This is a genomic window from Chitinophaga sp. 22308 (assembly GCF_052045305.1).
In the GTDB taxonomy this organism is placed as follows: Bacteria; Bacteroidota; Bacteroidia; order Chitinophagales; family Chitinophagaceae; genus Chitinophaga; species Chitinophaga varians_A.
Genome location: NZ_JBQEOP010000002.1, coordinates 417,006 through 442,887 on the forward strand (window position 1 = coordinate 417,006; position 25,882 = coordinate 442,887).

19 protein-coding genes are annotated in these 25,882 nt (G+C 51.4%); 8 read left to right on the forward strand and 11 right to left on the reverse strand.

From position 1 onward, the window contains the following. Position 1 precedes the first annotated feature (1 nt). Complete coding sequence (locus ACTJJS_RS08360) at positions 2-868, forward strand: thiopeptide-type bacteriocin biosynthesis protein (protein ID WP_440663298.1); 867 nt, start codon at positions 2-4, stop codon at positions 866-868. Beyond that, the gene (locus tag ACTJJS_RS08365; protein ID WP_440663300.1) at positions 852-2,684 is read left to right on the forward strand and encodes a lanthionine synthetase LanC family protein; all 1,833 of its coding nucleotides are present in this window, start codon (positions 852-854) and stop codon (positions 2,682-2,684) included. The genes ACTJJS_RS08360 and ACTJJS_RS08365 overlap by 17 nt, the downstream gene beginning before the upstream one ends. A 51-nt stretch (positions 2,685-2,735) precedes the next feature. Here the strand turns inward: ACTJJS_RS08365 and ACTJJS_RS08370 are convergent, their stop codons facing one another. The 11 genes from ACTJJS_RS08370 to ACTJJS_RS08420 form a co-directional block, all read right to left on the reverse strand. Continuing rightward, positions 2,736-3,722, reverse strand: coding sequence for a DUF5007 domain-containing protein (locus tag ACTJJS_RS08370; RefSeq protein WP_440663302.1), 987 nt, complete (start codon positions 3,720-3,722; stop codon positions 2,736-2,738). Between the two features lie 9 nt (positions 3,723-3,731). Then, positions 3,732-4,424: a fasciclin domain-containing protein gene (locus ACTJJS_RS08375; protein WP_440663303.1), complete on the reverse strand. Its 693-nt coding sequence runs from the start codon at positions 4,422-4,424 to the stop codon at positions 3,732-3,734. Positions 4,425-4,442: 18 nt separating this feature from the next. Beyond that, complete coding sequence (locus tag ACTJJS_RS08380) at positions 4,443-5,948, reverse strand: RagB/SusD family nutrient uptake outer membrane protein (RefSeq protein WP_440663305.1); 1,506 nt, start codon at positions 5,946-5,948, stop codon at positions 4,443-4,445. A gap of 15 nt (positions 5,949-5,963) precedes the next feature. Next, positions 5,964-9,131: a SusC/RagA family TonB-linked outer membrane protein gene (locus tag ACTJJS_RS08385; RefSeq protein WP_440663307.1), complete on the reverse strand. Its 3,168-nt coding sequence runs from the start codon at positions 9,129-9,131 to the stop codon at positions 5,964-5,966. A gap of 807 nt (positions 9,132-9,938) precedes the next feature. Further along, positions 9,939-10,121, reverse strand: a complete 183-nt coding sequence (locus ACTJJS_RS08390) for a pinensin family lanthipeptide (RefSeq protein ID WP_168872485.1) — start codon at positions 10,119-10,121, stop codon at positions 9,939-9,941. Between the two features lie 78 nt (positions 10,122-10,199). After that, positions 10,200-12,332, reverse strand: coding sequence for a TonB-dependent siderophore receptor (locus ACTJJS_RS08395; protein WP_440663309.1), 2,133 nt, complete (start codon positions 12,330-12,332; stop codon positions 10,200-10,202). A 2-nt stretch (positions 12,333-12,334) separates the two neighbouring features. Further along, a complete protein-coding gene (locus ACTJJS_RS08400) occupies positions 12,335-13,780 on the reverse strand; it encodes a DUF3526 domain-containing protein (protein WP_440663311.1) in 1,446 nt (481 codons plus the stop codon). After that, complete coding sequence (locus ACTJJS_RS08405; protein WP_440663312.1) at positions 13,764-15,143, reverse strand: DUF3526 domain-containing protein; 1,380 nt, start codon at positions 15,141-15,143, stop codon at positions 13,764-13,766. The genes ACTJJS_RS08400 and ACTJJS_RS08405 overlap by 17 nt, the downstream gene beginning before the upstream one ends. Before the next feature lie 13 nt (positions 15,144-15,156). Beyond that, entirely contained in the window at positions 15,157-15,867 is a 711-nt protein-coding gene (locus ACTJJS_RS08410) for an ABC transporter ATP-binding protein (protein WP_440663314.1), read from the reverse strand. Positions 15,868-15,924: 57 nt separating this feature from the next. Then, positions 15,925-16,260, reverse strand: a complete 336-nt coding sequence (locus ACTJJS_RS08415) for a hypothetical protein (protein WP_440663316.1) — start codon at positions 16,258-16,260, stop codon at positions 15,925-15,927. 67 nt (positions 16,261-16,327) lie between these two features. Then, a complete protein-coding gene (locus tag ACTJJS_RS08420; RefSeq protein ID WP_440663318.1) occupies positions 16,328-16,753 on the reverse strand; it encodes a hypothetical protein in 426 nt (141 codons plus the stop codon). A 75-nt stretch (positions 16,754-16,828) separates the two neighbouring features. On the opposite strand from ACTJJS_RS08420, the gene ACTJJS_RS08425 reads away from it, so the two are divergent. The 6 genes from ACTJJS_RS08425 to ACTJJS_RS08450 all read left to right on the forward strand — a co-directional run bounded on the left by ACTJJS_RS08425 (position 16,829) and on the right by ACTJJS_RS08450 (position 25,880). Then, positions 16,829-17,524 (forward strand): DUF4304 domain-containing protein, encoded by a 696-nt coding sequence (locus ACTJJS_RS08425; RefSeq protein ID WP_440663320.1) that lies wholly within the window; start codon positions 16,829-16,831, stop codon positions 17,522-17,524. Between the two features lie 97 nt (positions 17,525-17,621). Next, positions 17,622-18,959 carry a hypothetical protein gene (locus ACTJJS_RS08430; protein ID WP_440663322.1) on the forward strand — a complete coding sequence of 446 codons (1,338 nt, stop codon included), beginning with the start codon at positions 17,622-17,624 and terminating at the stop codon, positions 18,957-18,959. 57 nt (positions 18,960-19,016) lie between these two features. Then, positions 19,017-20,537 (forward strand): FAD-dependent oxidoreductase, encoded by a 1,521-nt coding sequence (locus ACTJJS_RS08435; protein WP_440663324.1) that lies wholly within the window; start codon positions 19,017-19,019, stop codon positions 20,535-20,537. Positions 20,538-20,671: 134 nt separating this feature from the next. Continuing rightward, positions 20,672-21,259, forward strand: coding sequence for an RNA polymerase sigma-70 factor (locus ACTJJS_RS08440; protein ID WP_440663325.1), 588 nt, complete (start codon positions 20,672-20,674; stop codon positions 21,257-21,259). A gap of 80 nt (positions 21,260-21,339) precedes the next feature. Continuing rightward, positions 21,340-22,473: a FecR family protein gene (locus ACTJJS_RS08445; protein WP_440663326.1), complete on the forward strand. Its 1,134-nt coding sequence runs from the start codon at positions 21,340-21,342 to the stop codon at positions 22,471-22,473. Between the two features lie 95 nt (positions 22,474-22,568). Continuing rightward, complete coding sequence (locus tag ACTJJS_RS08450; RefSeq protein WP_440663327.1) at positions 22,569-25,880, forward strand: TonB-dependent receptor; 3,312 nt, start codon at positions 22,569-22,571, stop codon at positions 25,878-25,880. Positions 25,881-25,882 lie beyond the last annotated feature (2 nt).

The following is a 25,882-nucleotide window of genomic DNA, read 5'->3' on the forward strand; positions in this document are numbered from 1 at the left end:
TATGCAAAGCACCTGGCTGTCTGTACACTTTTTCCATGGCGGTGACCATGACCGGCTGCTGCAACTGCTGGTCACGCCGGTAGTGCAGCAGGCGGGCTGCCCCTATTTCTTTATTCGTTATTGGGAGGGCGGGCCGCATATACGCCTGCGGTTATACGTAGCTGATGAACGGCAAACGGAAATAAAGCGGTTACTGGAAGATCAGGCCCGGGCTTATTTTGCCGCTTATCCCTCCAGCCGGCAGGATAGTGCTTACCCATCGCAACGGCTGCTGCCGAATGATTCCTGGCAGTACATACCCTATGTGCCGGAGATAGGGCGTTATGGTAATGTATACACGATGCCGCTGGCAGAACAGCAGTTTCATCTTTCTTCTGCCTGTGTGTTACAGTCGCTCAACCCGGCTGGCGCCCTGATGCAGGCCATCCGGCTGAACCTGGCGCTGTTGCGGGCATTGCAGCTGACGCCCTTGCACACGCTGCAAGTCTGTCGCCGTTTTATAGCCGCGTGGCTGCCGCGGCTGTATCTTCCGGAACAAGACCGGCAACAACAGCATGACCATTACCTGCAACGAATGCACGAAAAGTTTCTGGCTTATGCCCCGGTGCTGGCACCTGCCGCAGCCGAGCTATGGCAGGGAATGGAGAAGGGAAATGCGTCACCGGCATTACAAACCTTTACAGCAGGCAATCGTGATGTCTTTGCACAGTACCGGCAGCAAGGTTTCGGAGATGAACAACTGGCTGCCGTGGCGGGCAGTTTCCTGCACATGGGGCATAACCGTCTCGGCGTTTCCAATCTTGATGAAGCCTATATTATGTATTTCACCTGTAAATGCCTGGAACATATCTATGGAATCCCCGGATAAAAAGATCATAGAAACGGAATTGGCCCGTATTGCACAACTGGTACTGCCTGGCCTGCAAGAGGAAACCATCGCCGAAAAGACGGACCTGTTCAACGGCAGCGCCGGTGTTATCCTTTTTTACCTGCGGCTATATGACTGTTACAAACAACAGCATTACCTGGACGTTTGTGTAACGGCATCGGATACGCTGCTCTGGCATCCAAAGGTATTGCAGCAACCGTACTATACGCTGTACACCGGTGCCACAGGACTGTTGTACCTGTGTGTCAAAATGTACGAAGCCAGTGCGTATCGGCGTTACCTGGACCGTGCGCTGGAACTGACAGCGCATTTCAAACATGACATATCAGAGGGCGTATTGCAGGACGACTGGCTGAGCGGCCACGCCGGCAATATGTTTGTGCTCACTTACCTACATGCATATACGCAGGATGAAACACTGCTGCCGGTCATCCGGTCGCTGACCGGCAAACTGGTCCAACAGGCACGGCCGGCGCTGAAAGGATGGAGATGGGGCCATGTGAAGATGAGTTATGACAGCCTGACCGGTTTCTCCCATGGCGCTTCCGGCATCGCCTATGCACTGATGCAAGTGGGCGCATACTTCAGGGACGAAGGATTGCAATATCTGGCGGAACAGGCACTGGAATATGAAATGCAGTACTATGACGCCACCGCCGGCAACTGGCTGGACCTGCGCCTGACCAATACCTGCCTGGAGCGGGAAGACTTTTTCCACTGGGACATCCGGCGTTTCCGGGAAGATGCCGCTGATACGAATACCTGGGCCCATGGCGCAGCAGGCATCGGCATTGCCCGATTGTTCGCGCACAGGCAGACGCACCAGCCAAAGTATCTGCAACAGGTGGAGGATGCTCTGCAACGGTCACTGAAAGACGTACAGTTGCTGCAACGCGGTGACTTCACGCTGTGCAGTGGCTACGGTGGTATTGTTTTGCTGCTGTTGCAGGCAGCGGAAGTACTGGGAAGACCGGCGTTGCGGCAAACAGCGGAGGCAATAGCGTCAACGGCTGTACGTTACTGTAAGGCGCAAGGGACTTATAACTGCTACGTGCCTACGATGATGCAGGACCCTGGACTGTTCTCCGGCCTTGCCGGCGTAGGGTATATGCTGGCATCTGTATTGATGCCTTATAACGGGGATGCGGTACTGCATCCGGTCATCGGTATTAACCGGCAGGCAAGCCCTTTGTATGCGCCAGGCGCAGTCAAACAGCAGCTGTTTGCCAAGTACTATCCTCATACGTTTGCACTGTTGAAAACACATGGGTGGACATTGCCGGACACAGAAAGCATAGATACCCTGGAAGATCATTTACAGCATGCTATAAGTACGCTGCCGGGAGAAAGCCATGTGCGGCTGACGGACTGTTTTGCATTTGAGCAGCAGCTTACTTCCTTGTGGCGGGAACATAAAGGACTGTTATATTACACGAGGCGGAAAGAGATTGTCGGAGGTCTGCCGGAAGCTGCTCCAGATAAGGTGTTGCAGCTGAAGTGGACGGTTGTGGAACAAGTGTTGTTGTGCCGTACACAATGGCAGTGGGACCAACAGGAAAGACCCGGCGAGGCGGGGGAGTATTATTACCTGCTACAGGCTTACGAATATGGTGTGGCGGTTTATCCTGTCGGGAAACTGACAGCTGCCATTTTTGATCATCTTCAGGGAGGGTACACGCTGGAAGAAATATTACTTCGCTGTTTTAATACGGCCGACCGGGAGCAAGCATTGTCGGCGCTCGTGGCACAAACGCTCTCCATGCAGCGGCAGGGTTTCATTCAGCCGGTTAGCTGAAGTGGCGGCCCCGAAAGTAAAAACTACTTCCGGGGCTGCCTTTTTCAGCTATTAGACGCTCTTCCTGGTGACTTTTGGCACCTTAACGGTCACTTCGTAAGTGCCCGGGACAAACAGCCTGAACGAAAACCGGGGGTTTACGCTATAGACAGGATCAGTAGTAGGGGCTACGCCCGGATCTATTTTCACAAAGTCGCTTGGTATCCTGTAATACATGAGGTATCCGTATCCCGTAACTTCCTTCAGCGGGAAAGGGGTTACCTCAAAATCACAGATCATGCTGGAATCGGTATACTGTACCGGGTGGAAGCGCGAGTAGCTTTCAAATAACGGCCTGTCGCCACGTTTGATAAGCTCTCCTGCTTTCGGGTTAAACGGCGTGCCGTTTTTGTCTGTGACTTTCAGTATCACCCGGAAACCATCGTTGGATAATTTTTTGTACGTCATATCCGGTGAACCGATATCGCCGCTGGTGGTGGTATTGTTCTTGAACCAGGCGCAGCCTTTGCTGATGTCCTGGAACTCCAGCAGGTACAATTGAATCACGGATATATTCTTGAATATCTTGATGCCTCTTTCGTTGGCCACGCTGATATCGAAAGTATAGTTGCCATTGGGAATATTGATAGAGCCATTGTTAATGATCAGCTGGCCCGATTTCTCCACGATCTGCAAAGGTGGAACGCGCTGTTTGGTCCGGATAGCATTCAATTGCTCCACAGTAGTGTCCCTGTTGGGATCGAACAGTTTTGTGAATACCAGTATTTCCTGTGAGTCGGTAAAGGCCTTTATGGATTTACCGGTGGCGAGGTCCCGGATGTCGACCAGCTTTACGCTTAGCGGATAGCTGGTGCCATCGCCCTGGAAAGAACGTGCATCTGCGGTAAAGTAGGTTCCTTTGGGTACACGGAAAGTGTCGTCCACGTATCTGATCTGATCGCTGATATAGCCGGGGACGATTTTTTTGCAGGACATGAACGCTGCGATGACCAGCAGTACCAGCAGTCCTTTTTCGTATATGCGTTGGATTGATTTCATAGTCTGACTTTATTTTGGTTGCTTGGCGAAAGTGAAAATATGGGAGTTGCCTATTACATGCACCACCCCATTGTTGGTAATGATGCCAGACGACTGGATGATGTCTTTTACATCCCGCTGTGATTCCGGCAAAGCGGCCAGCGAGTCCGGATCTACGGGGTCCCTGGTGCCAAAGATTTTGGTGATATAAATATATTTCGGACGTTCCGTGAAGCCGGCGTTCACATATGTATTGCTGGGGTCTTCCTCCAGGGTGATGAGGCGTTGTTCTCCGTCTTTGGCCGTATACATGGTCCCGTACTTATTCAGGGAGTCACGCGTAATGTTTCCCTGGAAGATATAAGCCCGCAGGGAGTCTTTCAGGCCGGGAAAATCCAACTGGTCGAAGTTGAATACCAGATTTTCATCGCCGGTCTGCAATTGCAGCCTGGTCTGTACCACTTTTTTTACATAATTATTAATGCAATAGTTGGTCGGTGCAAAGAAAGTGGTATTGTTGGCATTTACTTCGTCTTTTAATCCTGTCTTGTCAATCAGGAGGATAAGCGTATCAAACAGGTGGTTAGTATGTAGGTATTCGTACGTACTTCCGTTGAATTTGGCGGAATGAAGGTTCCCGCCGACGATATAGTCCTTTTTGCAGGACTGGAATGCCACCAGCAGTATACAGCAAAGAAGGATATAGTGGGTGATCTTTTTCATGATCTTTTTTTTAGATGGTTACAGTCTTCCGTTCCAGTAAGGTGTTTGTTTCATCAAAGGGTTGTCTTTGAAGATGTCCCTGTTGATAGGCCAGTAGGTCCTGCCGTAGTTGGCGTTTCCCTGGGTGAATGAGCCGGAGAGTTTGTCGTTGAAGTCTCCCAGCTTTTTAGTACGGCAGAGGTCCCAGTAGGTCTGTCCTTCAGCATATAACTCTCTTACTCTTTCGTATACGATGAAAGTAAATAGGTCGTCACCGGTGAGGGACGGGTCGGTTGGCGTTACCCCGGCGCGTTGCCGGATCTTGTCCACCAGTGCGCGTGCGCCCGGTTCATCACCCAGTTTGAAGAGCGCTTCTGCGCGGAGCAGTATAATATCTGACAAACGGGATACCAGGATATTATTGGAAAACCAGGGGTCCCGTTTGATGTCGCCATCTTTATAGATGACGCTGGAATACTTTCTGAGCATAGGCCATCTGCCATCAAGCGCATAGTACCATACTTTGAAACGCAGATCGGTAGTGTCGCTGCCGAAGCGGTCATAGATTTTGTCGATAGTCTCCATATTCACGAGCCAGGGAACATCGTCGGTATTTACTGGTTTGCGGGTAGCCAGGAACGGGTCGTACAGCGTTCTTTCGGCGATACCTTTTTTGGAGCCTTCATTCTGGTTGTAGTTGATATTGATTTCGAAGATGCTCTCCGTAGAATGTCCGAGGGTCATCTTCACGTAGGTGGCGGAGTCGGTGATGAATGTGAGGTTAAATTTGCCGGGGTTAGTTACGATCTCACGGGTGTTCTCCTCACATTTGGCATAGTTGCCCATCCAGGCGTAGATGTGTGCTTCCAATGCCAGGGCGGTGGCAAGACTGGCCCTGATGCCGCGGTCGCCGGTGTTTTCTGTCGTTACCGGCAATAATTTTTTGGCCTGTTCCAGATCTGCGATGGCTTGTTCCAGCACTTTCTGCTGGGCCTCACGGCCGTAGTTTTTAGCTTCAGACACATCTTCCACGGCCTCAGTAACAAGCGGCACATCTCCCCATACCTTCGAAATGAAGAAATAGTTGAATGCACGGAGATAGTAGGCTTCGCCGAGAAAATAGTTTTTTCTGTCCTGTACTTTAAACGCACTGACAGGAATGGCCGGTATTTTTTTGATCAGCAGGTTGGCCTGCGCAATCGCTTTATAGAACGGTGTCCAGTCCTGAAGGTTCTCCAGGTAGCCGTAGTAGGAACCGTCAAAGGAGCCGTCACGCAACTGGTGTATGGCGTAGTCACTGCCATAGGTGATGAGGAACGTATTACACGGAACATCGCCGTATACGTAGTAGCGGTTTTCATCGGTGAGCGCATCACGGAGGAGCGAGTAGCCGCCAAGCAGGCCGGCCAGCGCATCGTTTTCATTCTGCCAGTAAACACCGCTGGACGGCGTTTCCCTGGGATTGAGTTCCAACACTTTTTTACAGGACATCCCCAGCATGCTGGCCATGCACAGAAGGCAGACAATTATATGTATTCGTTTCATATCTTTTTTTTAACGTTAAAAGCCCAGATCAATTCCCAGTGTGAATTTTGTCGGGATAGGGTACCCGTCGCCGTCATAAATGCCATAGGCGTTTACGGCTTCTGCATCCGGAATGGTGGACCGCTGCAGCGTGAACACGTTATCCATGATGCCGTATACACGGAGCCGGTTGAGCCTTAGTGTTTTCAGTACCCGCGGATTAAAGGAGTAGTTAACGCTGATGTTCTTCAGGCGGCAGTAGGAGCCGTTCTGGATATACATGGTGGAGCCATCCAGCCAGGCGTAGTGATAGTCGCGGTCGGCTGAACGCAGGGAGAGGGAGGGTATATCAGCGATATCTCCCGGCTTCTTCCAGTAGTTCACTTTGCTCAGATCGAAGAGCGCGCCTTTGGCCAGCTTGGTTTCGCCATCGTCGCCACTGCCGTCGAACAGGTTGACATAACGGCGGATCATATAGGAATTCAATATCTGGCGTCCGAGGGTGAAAGTGAGAAAGAACGAAAATGAAAACCCTTTATAGGAAATGGTATTATTAATACCACCGGTATATTTTGGGTTGGGGTCGCCGCCTACGATCTGGTCCATAGGGCCTTTGATATTGAAGTTGCCTACCTGGTCCACGATGATCGGGTCGCCGGCCTTGTAAGCCACGCCCACCACATTTTTCAGCGGCTGGCCTGTAAGGAGGTTAAAGGGCACATCGGAATCTTTGGAATAAACGCCCCTGTTTTCAAACACGAACATCTGGTTAACGGGTTTACCTACGTCCAGCAGATAGTCGAAGCCATAGGCGCCACCGTTATACGACACAATGAGGCTTCTGCCGCCGTTAGGCAGGCTGGTGATCACGTTCTGGTTGTAGGAAATATTGAAGTCGGTGAACCATTGTACCGCGCTTTTCTCTGACAGGTTTTTACTGTTGATCATCAGTTCCACGCCGGCATTGCGGATACCGATGGCATTTGTCTTGGCGAGGTCATAGCCGCTATAGATGGGCAGTTTGTAGTCAAAGAAACCACGGCTGGTTCCACGGGAATAGGCATCCACGGTGAGGCGGATACGATCTTTGAAGAAAGTGGCCTCCAGCCCGATGTTGCTTTGTATGGATTGTTCCCAGGAAAGGTTTTTCTGTGCAATGCCGCTTGAATAGTTAGGGATGATCACGGAGCCTCCGTTATAGGTGGTGGCGGGTGACTTCTCCTTATCGCCGAATTTGGCGGCATTTACCGTGTAGGTGTTGTAGCCGAGGTAGTTGTCCTGCGGCTGACTTCCGGTAATGCCATAGCTGCCGCGTATTTTCAGGTAACTGAGCCAGTTGCTGCTGCTTTGCATAAATGCTTCATCACTGATGATCCAGCCTGCCGATACAGAAGGGAAATAGCCCCAGCGGTTGTTTTTGCCAAACTTGGAAGAGGCATCGGCATTAAAAACGGCAGACAGCAGGTATCTACCTTTGAAGTCATAGTTCATCCTTGCAAAGAGGCTCTGAAGACCGTATTCCTGGAACGCGGAACTGGCGGTGCTGAAATTTTTGTTGGCCGTGTTGACAGTATTGACATAGTCGCTCGCAATGAAGTCTGCATCTGCATAAGTATTGCGGTAAGCGTTGTACTCCATGTTCTGGCCACCGATCAGGTTTACGGTATGCTGGCCCAGCTTTTTCGTGTATTCGAGCGTGTTAAAGACGGTGAGGTGTTCGGATTTGTCCGCAAAGGAAGAAGCAAAGCCGAAGCCGTTGTCCCTCACTACGCTTGGTGAATAGTAGTCACGGTTGGAATTGGAGGCCTCGTATGACACGGTGGTATTGAACATCAGTGATGGCAGCACTGCATAGTTAAAGACTGTGCTCAGCTGCAGGCTGTTGTTGATGTTCTTGTCCATCTTACGGCTGTTGCCCACCAGGAAGTCTTCACCGGCAGCGGTGAGTTGGTAGAAGGAAGAGGGCAGTGCGTCACTTTTAAAGGAGAAATTGCCGCCGGTACGCTCATTGACGGAGCGCGGCCGGTCTGTTCTGTATAACCTGAAGATGGTGCGGTTACTGAGTTTGGGCGTGATCTGTATGCTTACATTGGAGATCATGCTGTATCTTTTGAACCCGGTATTTTTCAGGATGCCTTCTTCGTTGTAGTGACCGAGGCTCACGCGGTAGTTGACCAGCTCTGTGCCGCCGGAGATAGACATATCATAATTGTGGATCATGCCTCGCTGATAGAAAAGCCCCTGCCAGTCGGTGTTGTTGTTGAAGGTTGGATTGAGGCTGTCAGTGAGCATCTGCGGCAGTTTGTAATTGTCTTCCCACTGGTTGTACTGGTTGAGCACATCCAGTTTCATTCTGCGTTCTTCCGCCCCGGTCACCAGTTCGGTGAGCTTACGTTGTTCTGACACGCCATGGTAGGTGCTGAAATTGAATTGTGCTTTTCCGGCATTTGCTTTTCTTGTTTTAATGATAATCACGCCATTGGAGCCCCGGGAACCATATATGGCGGCGGCAGAGGCGTCTTTCAGCACGTCAATGGATTCGATGTCGTTTGGGTTCAGGCCGGCCAGCAGGTTGGTATTGGTGCCCTGGCCATATGTCATCTGGCTGATGTCGTCGGTAGTGGTGGGGATGCCGTCGATCACGAAGAGGGGTGAACTGACGGCCCTGGCGGCATCATAGCCTCTGAGCACGGAAGTGTTGCCCCTTACCACAAAAGTATTGCGAACTCCCGGTTCGCCGGAAAAGTTCTGCACGTTTACGCCGGCAACGCGGCCCTGCAGTAACATATCAAAGCTGGGCGCCGGTATGTCTTTGATCACATCGCCCTTTACGCTGGAAATGGCTGCGGTGTTTTTCTTCCGCGATACTTCCTGGTAGCCGATCACCACTACGTCTTTGAGAGATTTTGAATCTGCCGACAGGGTGATGTTCACATTGTTCTTATTGCTGACATTGATTTCACGTGACAAATAACCAACAAAAGAGAATTGAAGTGTTTTGGATGGTCCCTTTAAGGTGATAGTAAAGATACCATTGCTTGCGGAGGTGGTGCCATTGGAAGAGAGGCCTTTCTCAATGATGGTAACTCCCGGAAGCGGGGAGCCGGTTTCGTCCCTGACGATACCCGTTATCTTCAGGTCCTGCGCCTGCACTGATAGCGCGAGACACAACAAACTTAAAGCATGTAAAAGTCGCTTGATCATTGTAATGTTTTTTTGATGAAAGTGGTTGATAATAGGCATGACACGGCCTGGCCCTGCTATTGCAGCGCCTTTTGCCTGTATACAAACAGGCTTGTCAGATGGAGGATTTTATGAACGCAGCGGGCAATAACCGGCCAGGCCCCGTGGTGACAGGGCAAGGGGCAGCAAACTATCGTTCATAAAAATTACATCTGCATGCCGTGCAGATACGGCTTAGCTGCCACGGATGTGGTCCTGGAAAAGAAGTGTAGACATGTTATCGATTTTTGGTTGATGGGAAGATATTATGCACGACCTGTGCATAACCTGTGTTTCACTATTTAGCGGTTAGGTCCTGTGCATGAAGCAGCCGTATCTTCTTTCCTTCTCAGGGAAAAAGACAGCTTGATTCCGGGCACGGAAAAAGATCTTCAGAACAATATGTTATCAGTGTTAAGTGTGCAGTACGGTTAAATCAATTTTAAATTTTGGTTGACATAAAAAATAAGAAGCTAACTACACGCGGCCCGCGACTAACAAATCAAGGATAGAATTACAACGTTTTTTCAATGTTCAGTTTACTTCAATAGCTCATGCTTTCATTCGTTGTGTAATGGCTTTCAATTTGTCAAGTAAATTAGGGCTTAAATCCCTACGCAGGCTGCGTTGGATTGTTTTCTGACAATTTGTTTACAAAGCCTTAAATTATCTAGCAATTATTGGTAAAGAGTATGCAAATATTGTGCTGTTTTGGGGCAAAAAAAGAAGGCTGACCAAAAGCAGCATCTGCTTTTGGTCCAGCCTTCTTACTTTTCTGTTCGTATAACCTTAGCAGATGATGGTCGTGCACAGATGGCCCTCGTCATCTGTCTGCAGGGTATGCGTTGGGTGGCTCTGGCCCGCAAGGCCACCGGCAAGACGCATGTTCATTTCGTTGTCGAGGCTGGTGACGAAGCTGTCAATTTTCAGGTCGTCGATGCTCAGCTGGAGATTGATGGATTGATCTTTCATAAAAATAGTGTTTTTGATAGTGATGCCTACTGTTATAGGGTTTCGGCTTATCCCCTTATTGCGCAATATCTTAAGTGACTACAGTCTCACGCCTGCGAAGGCTTTGAATGAAACCGGCGCTCCTTCTATGTAGTAGTAACTTTTTACGCCTTCATGAATAGAGCCGATGAGGATGTCGCCACTGGAGAAATATCTTTTGTTGGTGAGATTATCTGCGATCACGCGCACATACCAGCGGCCGGCATCCCAGGCAATGCCTGCGTCCAGTTTCGTATAGCCTTTCAGGTATACGTCCGGTGTATAGGTGGCGGTGCGGGTAACGGTGCTTTGTCCGGCGCTGACGCTCAGGCGCGCTTTCGGCGTTACCGGGATGGCATACTGCACCCAGGTGTTGATCATCTGTTCCGGGGTAAAGGCCAGCCTGGTGCCTTCATTTTCCGGGCGGGTGTCTTTGCTGGTGATCGCATACGTATAGGCGTAATTGGCAGATATTGTGAGACGGTCGGACAGCCGTCCGATGATATCCGCTTCCACACCTGTACTGGTGGCTTGTCCTATCTGCCGGCTGAAACCGGGATGTTGCAGATCGGATACCAACAGGTTGTTTTTGATGATATGATAGCCTGCCAGTGTGGTGATCAGCTTACGCTGAAACCATTCGCGTTTAGCGCCCACTTCGAAGCTGTTGCCACGCAACGGCTTGAAGTTATTGCCGGCAAAGTCGGCACCGGCCTGTGGAATGAACGACTGGTCATATACGGCATATACGCTGGTGTTTTCACCGAACAGGCGGGTGATGCCCAGCCTTGGGGAGAAAGCGGTTTCATTTCGCAGTGGTGTTTTGGCGTTGGTGGTAACGGGCATGTTAAACGTGAAGCGGCCACCATAGTTAAACAGCCAGTTTTGATGTACGCGGGTGGTATTGTAAACAAAGGCGGACCACCAGTTATTTTCTCTGACGATCAGTCTTGGCTTGCCCAGCTCGGCTACGCTGTCTTTGGGTAAGCCGTACTGCGGATGGTTACGGTCGAATGTAAATTTGTACCGGCCATAGGCAACGGAAAAATCATCTTTACTATAGTTATAGTCGATGCCCGCCACCAGCTGATGACTGACAGCGCGGCCTGTGTTGAATGTGCCGTTGATATATGCCTGTGCCGCGGCCACTCGTCCGTTGACGTTACTATACTGTGACATGCGCCTGGTGATATTGGTATTGTCAAAGTTGACGGGGGAGTAGTTGTCTGAAAGCAACGACCATGTAGCGCTTGGCGTGGCGGTGTATTTGGACTGAATGGTCAATTTCCAGCGGTTGTTGAAGCGATGCGCGAACATCAGCCGCACGCTTTGCGACATGGTATAGGATTGCGGCAGGTTGGGATCGCCGGCGTAATTGTTGCCGATGCGGTGTTGCAGCACATCAGCGTCGGTACCGGTTTGGGTGACGCTGCTGCCGCCGTCGGCGGTCATGCGTATGAGGTTGTACTCTGCCAGCAGGAAGGTGCCGGGCTTGAAATTATATTGTATGGCCGGTGATGCGATGTATTTCCTGGTTTTGATAAAATCCTGGAAGCTTTGTTGTTGCTGATAGGCTGCATTGATACGGTAAGAAAATCCTTTTGCCTGCACTGCCGAACCCACGTCGGCGGACACACGCAGCAGCCCGAAGCTGCCGCCGGCGGCTTCTATCTGGCGGATGCGCTGCGGGCCGGGCGTTTTAGTGGTGATATTAATACTGCCGCCCGGCTCCCCGGAAGAGAGCAGGAAACCGGCAGGGCCTTTGATAAAGTCTACCCGCTCTATCATGGCAGCATCGTCTATAAGCGCGCCCATGGTACTGCGTTGCGGCATGCCGTTAACATAGGTGATGGCGCCGAAACCTCTGACCATAATGGTGGTGGAAGCGTCGAATACAGAGCCGTTGTAACCCATTTTTACACCGCTGGCATTACGCGCGATGTCTTTCATTTCCAGGCCGCCTTGTTCGCGGACCAGTTCACTGGTCACACTGGTGATATTTTGGGGCGTCTCCAGCAGGCGGCCTTCCAGTCGCAAAGTAGGCGCCATGCTGTCTGCTTTCATGGTTTTCTTTTTATCCAGTACGATAATTTCCCGCAACCGTTGTTTACGCAGGCTGTCGGTATCGTGCTGGCCATAACTGTACAGGGAAATAGCACTCAGACCTATCAATGCAGGTAATGTTTTATGCATGTTCATATTTTATTGAGATCATTCAATTTTCTTTTTAGTACCAGTGTCCCGGAGCCCAGCCCGGCGGCTGTCAGCGCCAGCAGGTACAACATGCCGTTTCTCCAGTGGGCGGGGCTTTCAGGATCATATGACGGGATATAAACCGGCAACGACTGGTAGTCGGCATCTGTGAGCTGTCGATCTTGAAAATGCCGTTGGTAGAAGAACTGTTTCCATTGCTCGCGGAAGCGGCGGGTTTCTTCCCGGAAATGATCATAGTCAGCGATATCTGTGCGGGCGATACTGTTGAGCAGCCATTGCGTGTATACGGCCGGGTTATATCTTACAGCAGCAGCCAGCGTTTGTTGGGCTTTATGCCTGTTGACCTCCTGTGAAGCTATAATGCGCTGCATGCGCTGGTCTACCAGCGAATAATAGGCCATCGCATGGCGGGAGCTGTGTACGCCGGTATCGTAGGCCTGCGCATTGCGGTATTGAGGATAAGCCTGGTAGAAGCTGTCCAACAGCTGCCGTTTGGGAAGGTCCCAGGTGTCCCATTCCAGTTGTCGCTGCACGGCAGCATTGGCGGCGGTATCATTGGTCTGTGGCCGGGTGGTCATCAACCTGAAACCCGCGGGTAATACAATCAACAGTAACAGCCAAAGGCTGAAAAGCAATACCAGGTTGGTGGTGGTTTGCCGGTTCCATGCAATGACAAACCAGATGAGGCCCATCCAGAACGATAACCAGGTAGCGGTAATGCCTATCCAGGCGGCCCACTCCAGCCAGGGAAAACCATGTGTAGCGGCAGATAATGCCATGCCGACCGTTCCGGTTAATAGCATGGCTGATAACAAGATGAGGTACCGTATGAGCAACCGTAGCAGGAGTAAGCCTGTAAGTGCGCCATGCTGCACCATCAACAGGGGCAAGGTACCTTGCTCTTTTTCCTGTGACAGCAGATGACAGCTCATACAGATTGACAGTAACGGCATCAGGTAAATCACCAGGAAGGCAGTATCAAAATTGCCGGTGGCCAGTTGCAACGGGTTACTGATTTTTTCTTCCGCAGGCGCATAGCTGCTTTTCACAGCTATGGGATAATAATATTTAGCAAGGTCGCTCATGCCGACAGATAATGCCGCTGCCGCCGCCGGTGGATACCATGCTACGGCATGCAGCTTGTGATCGGCCACAACAGGCCAGCTCGCGGCTATGTAAGCGGCTTTGCCCTGCGGCGTGCTGGTGTCGGCATGTAGTTGTGCGCGCAACATGGTCAGCTGTTGTTGATAATATTGTTGCAGGCTGTCCACTGCCGCGTGTTGTTTTGCAGACACATGATGACCATAATACAGTGCCGCCACTGCAGCGGGCAACAGGATGGCCGCCACTACCGGCAGCAGCCTGGTGCGGCATAATAAGCGCCATTCCTGTTGCGCTACGGACAGGTATTTATTGAATCGGTGCATGTCTGGCAGAACGGTTTAAAAGTGAAATAGTGATCATCAACCATAACAGTAAAGACAAGGCGGGCAACCACTGCTTTCGCAATACCTGTGCAGTGACGGGGGGCTGGTATTGGAAAACCGGCATCTGCCCGTACAGCTGGCGGCCTTGTTGTCCGCCATGGGCCATGGCATTGTTCAGCCGGCGGATGAACATATTGCGGTACTGTGTTGCAGCCTGATTGAAATGATACTGATGCTCATAGTCGGTGCCGCACAGCGCCATGGAAATACTGCGGATGGCGAGATACGGATCTGCCAGTGCCAGGTAGTGCTGCACGCTGTTTTGTAGCCGTATCAGACTATCAGTCATGGCAGCATATTTTTCGTATACCCGTTGCGCATAGTCTTCGTCTGCCTGTAGCCGGACAGCGTCAAAATTTATAGGCAGCTGATCGATGCTGCTGACTTTGTACTGCTGCAGCGTGGCCTGTTCCAGGCGGGCGGTACGGGCATCTCTGGGATCGTTGCCGTTGATGCCCGATTTGATGGCCCGATCAATTTTTTCCTGTACTGCCGGTTGGGATGGCAGCGGATAGAGGGCTTCTCCCGTAGCAGCCGCCAGCCGGGGCAGCAGGATATGCCAGCATAACCAGATGCCACATAACAGTAACAACGACTGTCCGGCGTGGCGGGCCACTGTAGAGAGCCAGAGGCCGAGCAACACAAAGATGCCGGCATAGCAGCCATAACTAACCACCAATAGTAATATGTGCGGCCAAGCGCTGCCGCTGGCCATCATCGGGAAATACAGCAACATGGAGAGTGACAGCATAACGGCCATCACGCTTAGGTATAGCAGTGCCTTGCCGTGTATAATGCTGCGGAGAGTGGCGCCCTGTACCAGTTGTAACCGCAGCGTGCCGCTGTTTTTCTCCTGTGTATAACTGTTGAAACACAGGAAGAAAAGAAACAACGGAAAAAACAGTTGCAGCACCGTTGCGGGTGTAAGCGCGCCAAAGCGCAGGTAAAGATCAGCAGGCTGCAGTGGCGGCGTGGCCATGTTGTGCTGTACATGCGCTTCAATGCGCATGGCGTTGCCGGTGAACGGCTCCAGTCCATTATCGAACCGGCTCAGAGGGGTGAGCGGTTTGAAGATATACGTACCGAAATGCGCGGCACTGTGTGGGTCATCGGCGCGCAACTGTTCCCACTGCTGCCGGAACTGCCGGTTGGCAGCTTCACGCTGTTGCTCCTCCTGCCGGTACAGCAGGCGGGAGCCGGCGGCAGCGATGCCGGATAGCACCAGTGCAGACAACAGGGTGATGGCCATAGTGTAATTACGCGACACCATGTGCCATTCTTTGATGGCAATTATGCTGAACATATCGGAATGTTTGTTACCAGGTGGATGTTTCCATAAATTCCATGTAGCTGTTTTCCAGCGTATAGTGATCTGTGGCCGCAGCCTCCATGATAGTCAGCAGATGGCCGTCCCGCATAATACCGATACGGGTGGCGACTTCTTTGGCGCGGTAGATATCATGGGTAGCCATTAACACGGCACGGCCTTCCTGGCTGAAGCGCCGCAGCAATACGGAGAACTCATTGCTGGCGCCGGGGTCCAGCCCGGAGGTGGGTTCGTCCAGCAGCAGGGCGCCGGCGTTTTTAGCAGTGGCTATGGCGATGCCTACTTTCTGCCGCATACCCTTGGAATAACTTTGTACCGGCCTATGAAGGGCTGACTCCTGCAAGCCTGCGTCCAGCAATAATTTGATGGCAGCATCTTTCGGAAGCTGTTCACCCGTGAGCGAATGGAAAAAAGTGAGGTTCTCCAGCCCGCTCAGGTAAGGGTAGAGGGTAACGGTCTCGGGTATATAAGCGAGGTGCCGCCGCGCTTCCTGTGGCCGGCTGTATACCGGTATCCCGTTTACCAGCGCCTCTCCGGACGTGGGCTTCAGGAACCCCAGGAAACAACTGATGGTGGTGGTTTTGCCGGCACCGTTAGGTCCCAGCAGGCAGAAAATTTCACCTTTGGCTACAGACAGGTCGAGCGCGTGCAGCGCGGTATGCCGGCCAAATGTTTTGGTCAACGCAATAGCTTGCAGCATAAGTTACAGCGATACGGGTACAATGAAACAGAATCGGAAAGTGGTCTTCAGTGAAAATCACGCTGAAGGAGGGCCTCTGCCGGCCTGCACTTGTTCTGCGCCAGGGTACCAGTTTGCTGTAATGAAAGAGAAGGTAATGTATGGAGTGGATAGTAGCGGTGGAGAGGAAACGACATCAGGAACGGTCGCATCTTTGACCAACTGAAAGTCACAGATGTCGCAGGCATGAGACGCCTGTATATGTTGGTCGTTCAGCCCGTGATGGAACGTCGTATAACCCTGGCCGGTAGCCGGATGGTGATGGAGCAGTTTTACCATCTGCACAAAAACCAGCAGGGCCATCAGAAAGAAGGCCAGTAACCTGCGGGTGATGTGAAATGGTTTTGGGTGCATGCAGCAAATATAGGATATGTATTTCAGAAATGAAACAATGTTGCAAAAAATATATTCTCCGGGATATTTAATACGGCCATTCAAAAAAATCGGCAGGCATCCAGTTGACACGGGCCGGTTTTTCTTCCGGCCGTTGAAAGAACTGTGTAATAATTTCCAGTGCAGCCGGCATGTCTATGAATGACGCCTGTGGCACATATTGCTCATCGCCCGCATCTGTGAAGCTACGATCATGCGTGTCCGTAACGCTGTACCAACAGGTGCCCTGCCGGGCATCAGGAACATTATAGTCATACCTGAAAGAAATTTCGTCAGGCGTCCGCATAATAAAGAAAAGGATGATGGCAGCGCCTTCGTCCATCAGGTATTCAAAATAACCACAGTTGGTTTCCTGCAGGTCTTTCTGGCGAAGACGGCTGAATACGGCCGTTACGTTTTCCAAAGGGATGGTTTCAGCAAATGTCTGGTCAAGCAGCGTGGTGTAGATGGTCATGTTATCAATATAGTTTTTTATGTTGATTTTACTGTATTTTTATATAAACAGCCCCACCAACTTTTATTAATAACGATGGAGACAAATACCAGGGAAATATTTCTGTCAGCCTGTACGAAGATCGCGGAGCGACTGTCCGCATACGGCTTTAAGCCCATGCAGAAAGCGCAGACACTGAGAAAAACCACCCGTAATAAAAAAGTGTATTTCGATATTCATTTTCAGTCGAGCGTTAAAAACTGGAGCGGAGGCGTTACCCTCTGGCCTTATCTGACCATCGCTTCCGGCGAACTGAAGAAGTGGCAAATACAGCAGCATCAGGACAAAGACGCCGCCGGGATGATATTCGCCACCCGCCTGGAGAACCTGACGCCACTGAAAAACAAGAACCAGGACTGGAACATGGCTGTCAGCAACCAGGAAAATGTAATCCCTCAGTTATGTGAGCTGATTATCACTTACGCGTTACCGTTGTTCGATAAATTTGAGGATACGGACCTTGCGGTACAGGACATGGTAGCCAATGGCGTGGCTTTTAATGCACATTTTGATGCCCGTCACCAGAACCTCCCCATAGATTTTCTCTGTTGCTTCGGTTCACAGGAGCTGGCGCAGGCAGCCTTTGATAACTATCTCCATCAACAGAAACTAACAGCGGGGGCTAAACGCGTTTATGAGGAAATGGCCGCGCAGAAACCGCCAGTCAATAAAAATATAACAGATAGCACCATGCGGGCGGCTTATCGCAACCATCTTACAATAAATACATAGCAGCCAAAAGCATATGACCGCTTTTCTCTGCCAGGGCTCGTAACAGGGCCGTGGCGAGGCATTGTTATTGTGAGATGTTCGGGTAAAAGCGCCTGTAATGAAAACCTTCCTCTTGTTGACAGCCTGTGTTTGCTTCTTTTGTTTGCCGGTTACGGCCCAGCATGAGCATCATAATATGGCGCAAATGAAGGACACTACCGGGAAAAAGGATGGAATGGAGCATATGTCAATGCCCATGAGCCATGCTTTTTCAAGGAATCTGCCCATGAACAGGAATGGCTCCGGTTCTTCCTGGCTGCCGGACGTATCTCCCATGTATGGCTATATGTTCCATTCCCGTAAATGGATGTATATGTTACACGGCAATGTTTTCCTGCGGTACACCTACCAGGATATCGGCCGTAAAGGGGACCGTGGCGGCGATAAGTTCGATGCGCCCAACTGGTTCATGCTCATGGCGCAACGAAACGTTGGTAAAAAAGGACTGTTCCACTATGAAGTGATGGTTTCCCTGGACCGGCTCACTGAAGGCGGGGCTGGTTATCCGCTGTTGTTCCAGTCGGGTGAGAGTTGGAAAGGTCAGCCGCTGGTAGACCGGCAGCATCCGCATGATCTTTTCTCCGGACTGTCTGTCGGGTACGCCTATGCGCTTTCAAAACATGCAGATATATATGCCAGTTTCGGTTACCCGGGTGAACCTGCACTGGGGTCGGTGGCGTTTATGCACCGGCCTTCCGCTATGAATAACCCGGACGCGCCCATCAGTCACCATTGGAATGATGGCACACACATCACCTTCGGCGTGGCCACCCTGGGCTTCCGGTTATACGATTTTAAGCTGGAAGGCAGCTTGTTCACCGGCAGGGAACCGGATGAAAACCGGTACAACTTTGACAAGATGCGGTTTGATTCGTGGAGTGGCCGCTTTTCGTATAACCCTTCCCGTAACTGGGCGCTGCAGTTGTCACATGGACATATCAAGAGCCCGGAGCTGCTGCATCCGGAGGAAGATATTGACCGCACTACGGCATCCGCCGTTTTCAGTCTGCCTTTCGCGCAAAACAGCCATCTGAATATAACCGGCTTGTGGGGATTGAATAAAATCAAAAGCCATCCGGGAGAAAATGCCGTTCTCCTGGAAGGCGCCGTGAATATGAAACGTACTGCGGTTTATACCCGGTACGAATGGGTAGAAAAATCAACAGAGGAGCTGAATCTTGATCCGGCGCAGTATGGTGCTGACAAATTGTTTACCGTACATGCACTGACCGCTGGCGTTAGTTATGACCTGCTACGGGTAGCGCATACACGACTGGCCATTGGCGCGCAATGTTCTGTGTTTTTTAATGAGAAAGCGCTGCACCGCCTATATGGGATTAACCCGATGGCCGGCGAAGTATATGTGAGAATATATCCTGAGCTGATGAAGCTATGACCATTATTCTCCCGGGTGGCATAAAATTTAGTCTCCTTTAATAAAAACAGCAAGGTCATGATACTACGCGATGCACACACTGTCAGCCTCTGGCAGGATTATGCCGGAGGGTATAATGTAATCAACCGGGCCGACCCTCAGCAGACTTATGACGTCATTATTGCAGGGGGCGGCATAACGGGGATCACTACCGCTTTTTTGCTGCAGAATGCCGGTAAGAACTGCCTGTTGATAGAAGCCGCCAACCTCGGTTATGGTACTACCGGCGGCACCACCGCTCACCTGAATACACTGGTAGATGTACCATATAATACGATACAACAGCATTTCGGCAAAGAAGGGGCGCGGCAGGTAAAAGAAGCCACGGCCGAAGCTATTCAGCTGATACAACATCATATTGACCGGTTCGATATCCGGTGTGGATTTGAATACGCAGATGCGTATCTGTTTGCCCAAACGGAAAAGGAAGAGGCCGCGCTAAAAGACACTGCCGAAGCTATGCTACTGGCCGGACTGGATGTGTCAGGTGCAGCGACAATACCGGTGCCGTTTTTATTCAGGAAGGCTGTTAAAGTGACGGGCCAGGCCAAATTCAGCCCGTTGCCTTATATACAGCGTATGGCCGCCGCTTTTGAACATATTGGCGGTACTATCCTGCAACAGTGCCGTGTAACGGCCGTCCAGGATAATGGTCCCATGCTGATCGTTACCACGCTGGGCGCATTCCGCTGCCGGCAGTTCGTATATGCTACACATATTCCGCCGGGGGTAAACCTGCTGCATTTGCGCTGCGTGCCCTACCGCAGTTATGTGTTGGCCGCCACCCTGGCTGACAATAATTATCCGGAAGACCTGAGCTACGATATGCAACAGCCTTTTCATTACTACAGAACACAGGTGATGGACGGACAGCCTTACCTGATAGCAGGAGGGGAAGATCATAAAACGGGGCACCAGGAAAATACAGAGGCCTGCTTCCGTAAGCTGGAAGCACATCTGCGGGAGGCATTTAATATTGAAGATGTCCGTTACCGTTGGTCGGCACAATATTATGAGCCGGCAGACGGTCTGCCGTACATCGGCCGCCTGCCGGGACAAACCGGTGAAATATATGTGGCCACCGGCTTTGGCGGCAACGGTATGGTATATGGCACCGCTGCGGCGTTGTTGCTAAAGAGATTGATGCTGGGGCTTCACAGTGAGCACGTCAAACTGTTTGATCCCAGCCGTATCAAGCCCATTGCAGGCTTCAACACCTTTGTGCCGCATAATGCGGACGTGATCAAACAGCTGGCCAGCCGGCTGCTGCCGGCAGAAAAGCTGGAGCAGCTCGCAGGACTGGCGCCGGGAGAAGGAAAGCTGGTCAGTTACGAAGGGTCAAAGATCGCCTTGTATAAAGATGAGCAGGGCGCCTTACATGCGGTAGATCCCATTTGTACACACCTGGGATGTGAAGTCCACTGGAACCAGGCAGAAAAATCGTGGGACTGCCCCTGTCACGGCGCGCGTTACGATATAGACGGACAGGTATTGAATGCTCCCACCAGCAGAGGCCTTGATCCACATGATATCGGTTAAATAATTATCTCCCTTTTAGCCACGAACTGATAGCATGGGCAACGCCTGCGGGGATGAAATGTCCTGCCAGTTGTTGACAGACACGTGAATAATTAGCGGGCTTTTTTTATTTTAGTGCCTGAAAAAGGAATAATTTGATAAGGAGTGATGCCTATAGTGATTTGGAGCTGATAAGTCTGCTGAAGAGGGGAGAGGTGGCGGCCTTTGATCTGCTTTACTCCCGCCACTGGTCTGGCATGTATCAGGCCGCTTTTTACCTGCTGCGCGATCAGAATGCCTGCATGGACATTGTACAGGATATTTTTGCCTGGCTGTGGGAAAAGCGGGAAGAGCTGGAAATACAGGCTGTTCCTTCATATCTGCGGAGTGCTGTCCGCTTTAAAGTGGCCAACTACATCCGTTCCGGCAAAATCCGGGACGAATTTTATACCACGCTGGCTGGCCTGTCGCTGCCGGAAACACCCGGCCCGCAGGACTTCTTGGAGCTGAATGACCTGAAAGTGATCATCACGCAGGTGGTGAACAGCCTTCCCGAAAAGTGCCGGGAGATTTTTCTCCTGAGCCGGGATGGCCAGCTAACAAATCAACAGATAGCTGATTTATTGAATATTTCTATCAAAACTGTCGAAGCGCAAAAGACCATCGCGCTGAAGCGCATCCGGGCAGCCGTGGACCCTCACCTGCTCGCCTTGTTACTACTTCCCATCGTGACCTGTCATTAATTTGCCCATCTCAAAAAAAAATTGAGTTGTTTTTAAGGGTGAGTGTTTTTGCAAGTGCCTATGTATAGGACGGGCTACATATGAGAAAAGAGGAAGCCATATTATTAGCGGAAAAAATTGCATCCGGTACAGCTACAGATGCGGAGATGATGCAATACAACCAGTTGTTCAACGCTTTTCAGGAGCAGGGCGGCTGGGACGAGTTGGTGCTGGGCAACAGGCAGCAGCTGGAGGAGTTGATCCGTCAGCGGTTACAGCCTGTGCTTGACAGCCGTCGTCCCGCGAAAAAAGTATACTGGTATAAATGGGCCGCGGCTGCGGCAGTGGCCTTGCTGATGGGAAGCGGGTATTATTTCCTGCAACATCGGCAAGCGGGCCCGCTACAACCGCAGGCTCTCCGCTTCCGGAATGATATTCCGGCGCCTGCGGCCAACCATGCTGTACTGACATTGGGCAACGGCCGGCAGATACAGTTGGACAGCGCCGGCAACGGTACGCTCGCCGTACAGGGACAGGTACAGGTCTCTAAAAATGCCAGCGGTCAGATCGTATATGCTGGCACAGACAACGCCGGCAGCTTTAATACCTTACAGCTGCCGCCGGGAAGCAGGCCCCTCGCCGTGATACTGGCAGACGGCACCAAAGTATGGCTGGACGCGGGTGCTGTATTGACGTACCCCACGGCCTTCTATGGCGGCAAACGGGAAGTGTTTGTGTCCGGACAGGCTTATTTTGAAGTGGCCCGCAACAGCAACCAGCCTTTCAGTGTAACATCCACCACCAATAATACCACCATCGATGTATTGGGCACCACCTTTAACGTACGCGCCTTCCGCGATGGCAGCGATATGCAGGTGGCCCTTCTTAGCGGCGCAGTGAAAGTCAATACCGGCAAGGCCTCGCAACTGCTGCATCCGGGTGAGCAGGCGGCCGTCAATACAAAAGGCGCCGTGCAGCTTTCCCCTGCCGACCTGCAACAGGCCACTGCCTGGAAAGACGGGATGTTTTATTTTAATGGCGCTGACATCACCGCTATCATGTCAGAGTTACAACGATATTATGATATTGACGTCGTCTATCAGACAGATGTTAAAGATGCCTTTGTTGCTAAAATTCCGAGGGATGTTCCGGTATCCCGATTACTGAACCTGCTGGAGATGACTAATCTCGTGCATTTCAAAATTGAAGGACGGAAAGTAACCGTAATAAAGTAGATCATACACCAGTCCTTTTGTACTGTCCTGTAAGACCGGCCATCTTACAGGGTGGGAGTGTATTTTATTATTTACCAAAAAATCAACCAAACGATATGCTTGTCAGAAAGCTAATCAGAGCGCTATGCCTTTCGGGAGTCAATTACTACAGGACCTGCCTGCTGGCAGCCTCCCTGCTGATAACTACACAGCTGTTTGCACAGAAAGTGACCATCAACATGAAATCCGGTTCGCTGGAAAAAGCCTTCCGGGAAATCGAAAAACAAACAGGATATAGCTTTATCTATGGAAAAAACCAGCTTAGTCAGGCTGCACCTGTCAACATCACTGTGGAAAACCAGGAGCTGAATGACGTGCTGAAAATGCTTTTCAATAACCAACCATTCACGTATTCGTTGTCAGGCAAATTTATTGCCATACGGCTGAAGAGCGCGCCAGCCAACGAATCCGGAGCAGCGGAAGGGGGAATTACTGTCCGTGGCAGGGTCACGGACGCCAAAGGAAACCCGCTTCCGGCTGTATCCGTGGTAGTACCGGGCACCCCTTTCGGCGCCATGACCAACGACAATGGCGAGTATGCCATCAACCGGGTGCCGGCTAATGCCGTAGTGGTAGTGTCTTATCTTTCCTACGAGGCGCAACGGATTGCGGTCGACGGCCGTACTACGCTAAACATAGTGCTGCAAGAGCAACTGAAATCGCTCGATGAAGCCGTAGTGATCGGCTACGGTACCACTACCCGCAGAATGAACACGGGTGCAGTGAGCAGCATTACGGCGAAGGATATTGACATGCAACCGGTGTCCAATCCGCTGGCGGCGCTGCCAGGCCGTATTCCCGGTGTGCAGATCACACAGCAGAACGGCTTGCCAGGCAGCGCTGCGGTAGTACAGATCCGCGGCCAGGGCTCTATGAACTCCGGTACGATCCCGCTGTATGTGATAGACGGTGTACCGTATACTAATTTCAGCGGCGCTTATCCGCCTACAGATAACCTCAATTCACTCGGTACCACCGGGGCCAACGGCGGCATCAGCCCTTTCAGCATGATCAACCCCGATGACATCGAAAGAATGGACATTCTCAAAGATGCTGATGCAACGGCTATCTATGGCGCCAGAGGCGCCAACGGTGTTATCCTTATCACCACCAAAAAAGGGAAGTCAGGTAAAACAAGGGCTAACGTAAACGTATATACGGGATGGGGCAAGGTCAACCGCTTCATCCCTATGATGAACACGCAGCAGTACCTCGACCTGAGAAGGGAAGCGTTCAAAAACGACGGCGCCACGCCCACTACCGTAAATGCGCCGGAGCTCACCGTATGGGACAAGAACGCTTATACCGACTGGCAACGTTTCCTCGTTGGCGGCACTGCGCGCTCTACTGACGCGCAGGCTTCTGTGTCCGGCGGCGAAGGGAAAACGCATTTCCTGTTCAGCGGCGGCTATCACAAGGAAACGACGGTATACCCAGGTGACTTCAACAGCCAGCGCTTCACCAGCCGCCTGTCTGTTGACCACCGCTCCGCGAACGATAAATTCTACGCAGCCATCACGGCCAATTACTCCAACGACAAAACGGTATTGCCGGGGTCAGACCTTATATCGATGTACAACCTGCCGCCTAACATGCCTTTGTATGACAGTACCGGCAAACTGGTGTGGTCCAGCGGATTTAGCAATCCGGTGGCATTGATGCAACGCCGTTATACCAGCACTACCGGCAACCTGATGACAAACGCCAGCCTGCGGTATTCCATTATCAAAGACCTGAATTTTAAAGTGAGCCTCGGCTATACGAACACCACACTGGACCAGGTGAACCCGCTGCCGGCATCCACCCAGAACCCGGTCAATAATCCGCAGTCGTCGGCTACGTTTGCGAATACACGCTCACAGAACTATATCGTGGAACCTACGCTCGACTACACCATGGAAGGGAAACAGGGCCGGATCAACCTGATGGTGGGCGGCACTTACCAACGCAGCCTTTCTACCGGTCAAAGCATCGATGGCAGAAGCTATAGCAGTGAAGCACTGCTGGGTTCCCTCACCGGCGCCGGTACACTGTTGCTGAATTCCAGTTCGTATTTCGATTATCGTTTTGCGTCGTTGTTCGGTCGTGTTAATTACGACTATAAAAAGAAATACCTGTTGAACGTGACCTTCCGCCGCGATGCCTCTTCCCGCTTCGGACCAGACTACGCAATGGGTAATTTCGGCGCAGTAGGTGCCGCGTGGTTGTTCTCCGAAGAATCATTTGTACAGGACAATCTGCCCTGGCTGAATTTTGGTAAGTTGCGCGCCAGCTTCGGCACCACCGGTAATGATCAGATCAACAACTATCTGTATCTGCCGCTGTTATCTTCCGCCGGACCGTATCAGGGCGGGACTGCCTTATTTCGTGCTACGCTGCCCAATCCCGGTATCAAATGGGAAACTACCCGTAAGCTGGAATTCGGGCTGGAACTGGGCTTTCTGCAAGACAGAATTAAATTTACCGGAGATTATTACCGTAACCGGTCCACTGACCAGCTGCTGTCTACCGCATTGCCTACGCAGTCAGGCTACAACAGTTACACTGTGAACATGCCTGCATTGGTGCAGAACAGTGGCGTGGAACTGGAGCTTACCACGCTGAACCTCAAAGCCTGGAACTTCGGATGGACAACTGATTTCAACGTGACGTTCTACCGCAACAAGCTGATAGATTTTCCCGGTATCGAAAAATCTTTCTATGCCAGCAGCTATCTGGTCGGTCAACCGATAGATATGGTGAGAAGATATCTCTATACCGGTTATGACCCTAAAACCGGCATCCCGCAATACACGGACCTGAACGGTGACGGGTCGATCGATTTTAATAACGACCGGCAGGTCATCCCTCCGGGCAATCCTTTCTTCGGTGGGATGAACAATACCTTTTCGTATAAGAACTGGGATTTTAGTTTCTTCCTACAGTTCCACCACCGGAAAGGCAGTACCAACAATATCAGTACACCTATCGGCAGCAGCAGGAGCAACCAGAACACTTCCGTGCTCGACAGATGGCGGCAACCCGGCGATATCGCCACTTACCCTGCCGCCACTACCACACCGGGCACACCGGCTTATCTCGGCTATACGCAGTACGGCAGTTCCACCGCTTTATGGGGTGATGCCAGTTACCTGAAACTGCGTTCCGCTTCCCTCAGTTATTCCTTTCCGAAAGCATGGCTGAAGAAAGCCAATATCGCCAACCTGAAAGTATATGCGGAAGGGCAGAACCTGTTCACCTGGATGAAGAACAAATACATCTATGACCCTGAAACCAGTGTGCCTGGCGGCCCTCCGGGCCTTGGTACCGGCATGATCGCGATGCCGCCGCTGAGAACGATTGTGTTTGGTGTTAACTGTTCATTCTAAAA

Excerpts from the sequence above, each read along its gene's own strand:
- ACTJJS_RS08415 (WP_440663316.1), bottom strand. The coding sequence starts at position 16,260 with ATGCACCCAAAACCATTTCACATCACCCGCAGGTTACTGGCCTTCTTT.
- ACTJJS_RS08395 (WP_440663309.1), bottom strand. The coding sequence starts at position 12,332 with ATGCATAAAACATTACCTGCATTGATAGGTCTGAGTGCTATTTCCCTG.
- ACTJJS_RS08445 (WP_440663326.1), top strand. The coding sequence starts at position 21,340 with ATGAGAAAAGAGGAAGCCATATTATTAGCGGAAAAAATTGCATCCGGT.
- ACTJJS_RS08400 (WP_440663311.1), bottom strand. The coding sequence starts at position 13,780 with ATGCACCGATTCAATAAATACCTGTCCGTAGCGCAACAGGAATGGCGC.
- ACTJJS_RS08420 (WP_440663318.1), bottom strand. The coding sequence starts at position 16,753 with ATGACCATCTACACCACGCTGCTTGACCAGACATTTGCTGAAACCATC.
- ACTJJS_RS08370 (WP_440663302.1), bottom strand. The coding sequence starts at position 3,722 with ATGAAATCAATCCAACGCATATACGAAAAAGGACTGCTGGTACTGCTG.
- ACTJJS_RS08360 (WP_440663298.1), top strand. The coding sequence starts at position 2 with ATGCAAAGCACCTGGCTGTCTGTACACTTTTTCCATGGCGGTGACCAT.
- ACTJJS_RS08385 (WP_440663307.1), bottom strand. The coding sequence starts at position 9,131 with ATGATCAAGCGACTTTTACATGCTTTAAGTTTGTTGTGTCTCGCGCTA.
- ACTJJS_RS08425 (WP_440663320.1), top strand. The coding sequence starts at position 16,829 with ATGGAGACAAATACCAGGGAAATATTTCTGTCAGCCTGTACGAAGATC.
- ACTJJS_RS08405 (WP_440663312.1), bottom strand. The coding sequence starts at position 15,143 with ATGTTCAGCATAATTGCCATCAAAGAATGGCACATGGTGTCGCGTAAT.
- ACTJJS_RS08410 (WP_440663314.1), bottom strand. The coding sequence starts at position 15,867 with ATGCTGCAAGCTATTGCGTTGACCAAAACATTTGGCCGGCATACCGCG.
- ACTJJS_RS08450 (WP_440663327.1), top strand. The coding sequence starts at position 22,569 with ATGCTTGTCAGAAAGCTAATCAGAGCGCTATGCCTTTCGGGAGTCAAT.
- ACTJJS_RS08435 (WP_440663324.1), top strand. The coding sequence starts at position 19,017 with ATGATACTACGCGATGCACACACTGTCAGCCTCTGGCAGGATTATGCC.
- ACTJJS_RS08430 (WP_440663322.1), top strand. The coding sequence starts at position 17,622 with ATGAAAACCTTCCTCTTGTTGACAGCCTGTGTTTGCTTCTTTTGTTTG.
- ACTJJS_RS08390 (WP_168872485.1), bottom strand. The coding sequence starts at position 10,121 with ATGAAAGATCAATCCATCAATCTCCAGCTGAGCATCGACGACCTGAAA.
- ACTJJS_RS08380 (WP_440663305.1), bottom strand. The coding sequence starts at position 5,948 with ATGAAACGAATACATATAATTGTCTGCCTTCTGTGCATGGCCAGCATG.
- ACTJJS_RS08365 (WP_440663300.1), top strand. The coding sequence starts at position 852 with ATGGAATCCCCGGATAAAAAGATCATAGAAACGGAATTGGCCCGTATT.
- ACTJJS_RS08375 (WP_440663303.1), bottom strand. The coding sequence starts at position 4,424 with ATGAAAAAGATCACCCACTATATCCTTCTTTGCTGTATACTGCTGGTG.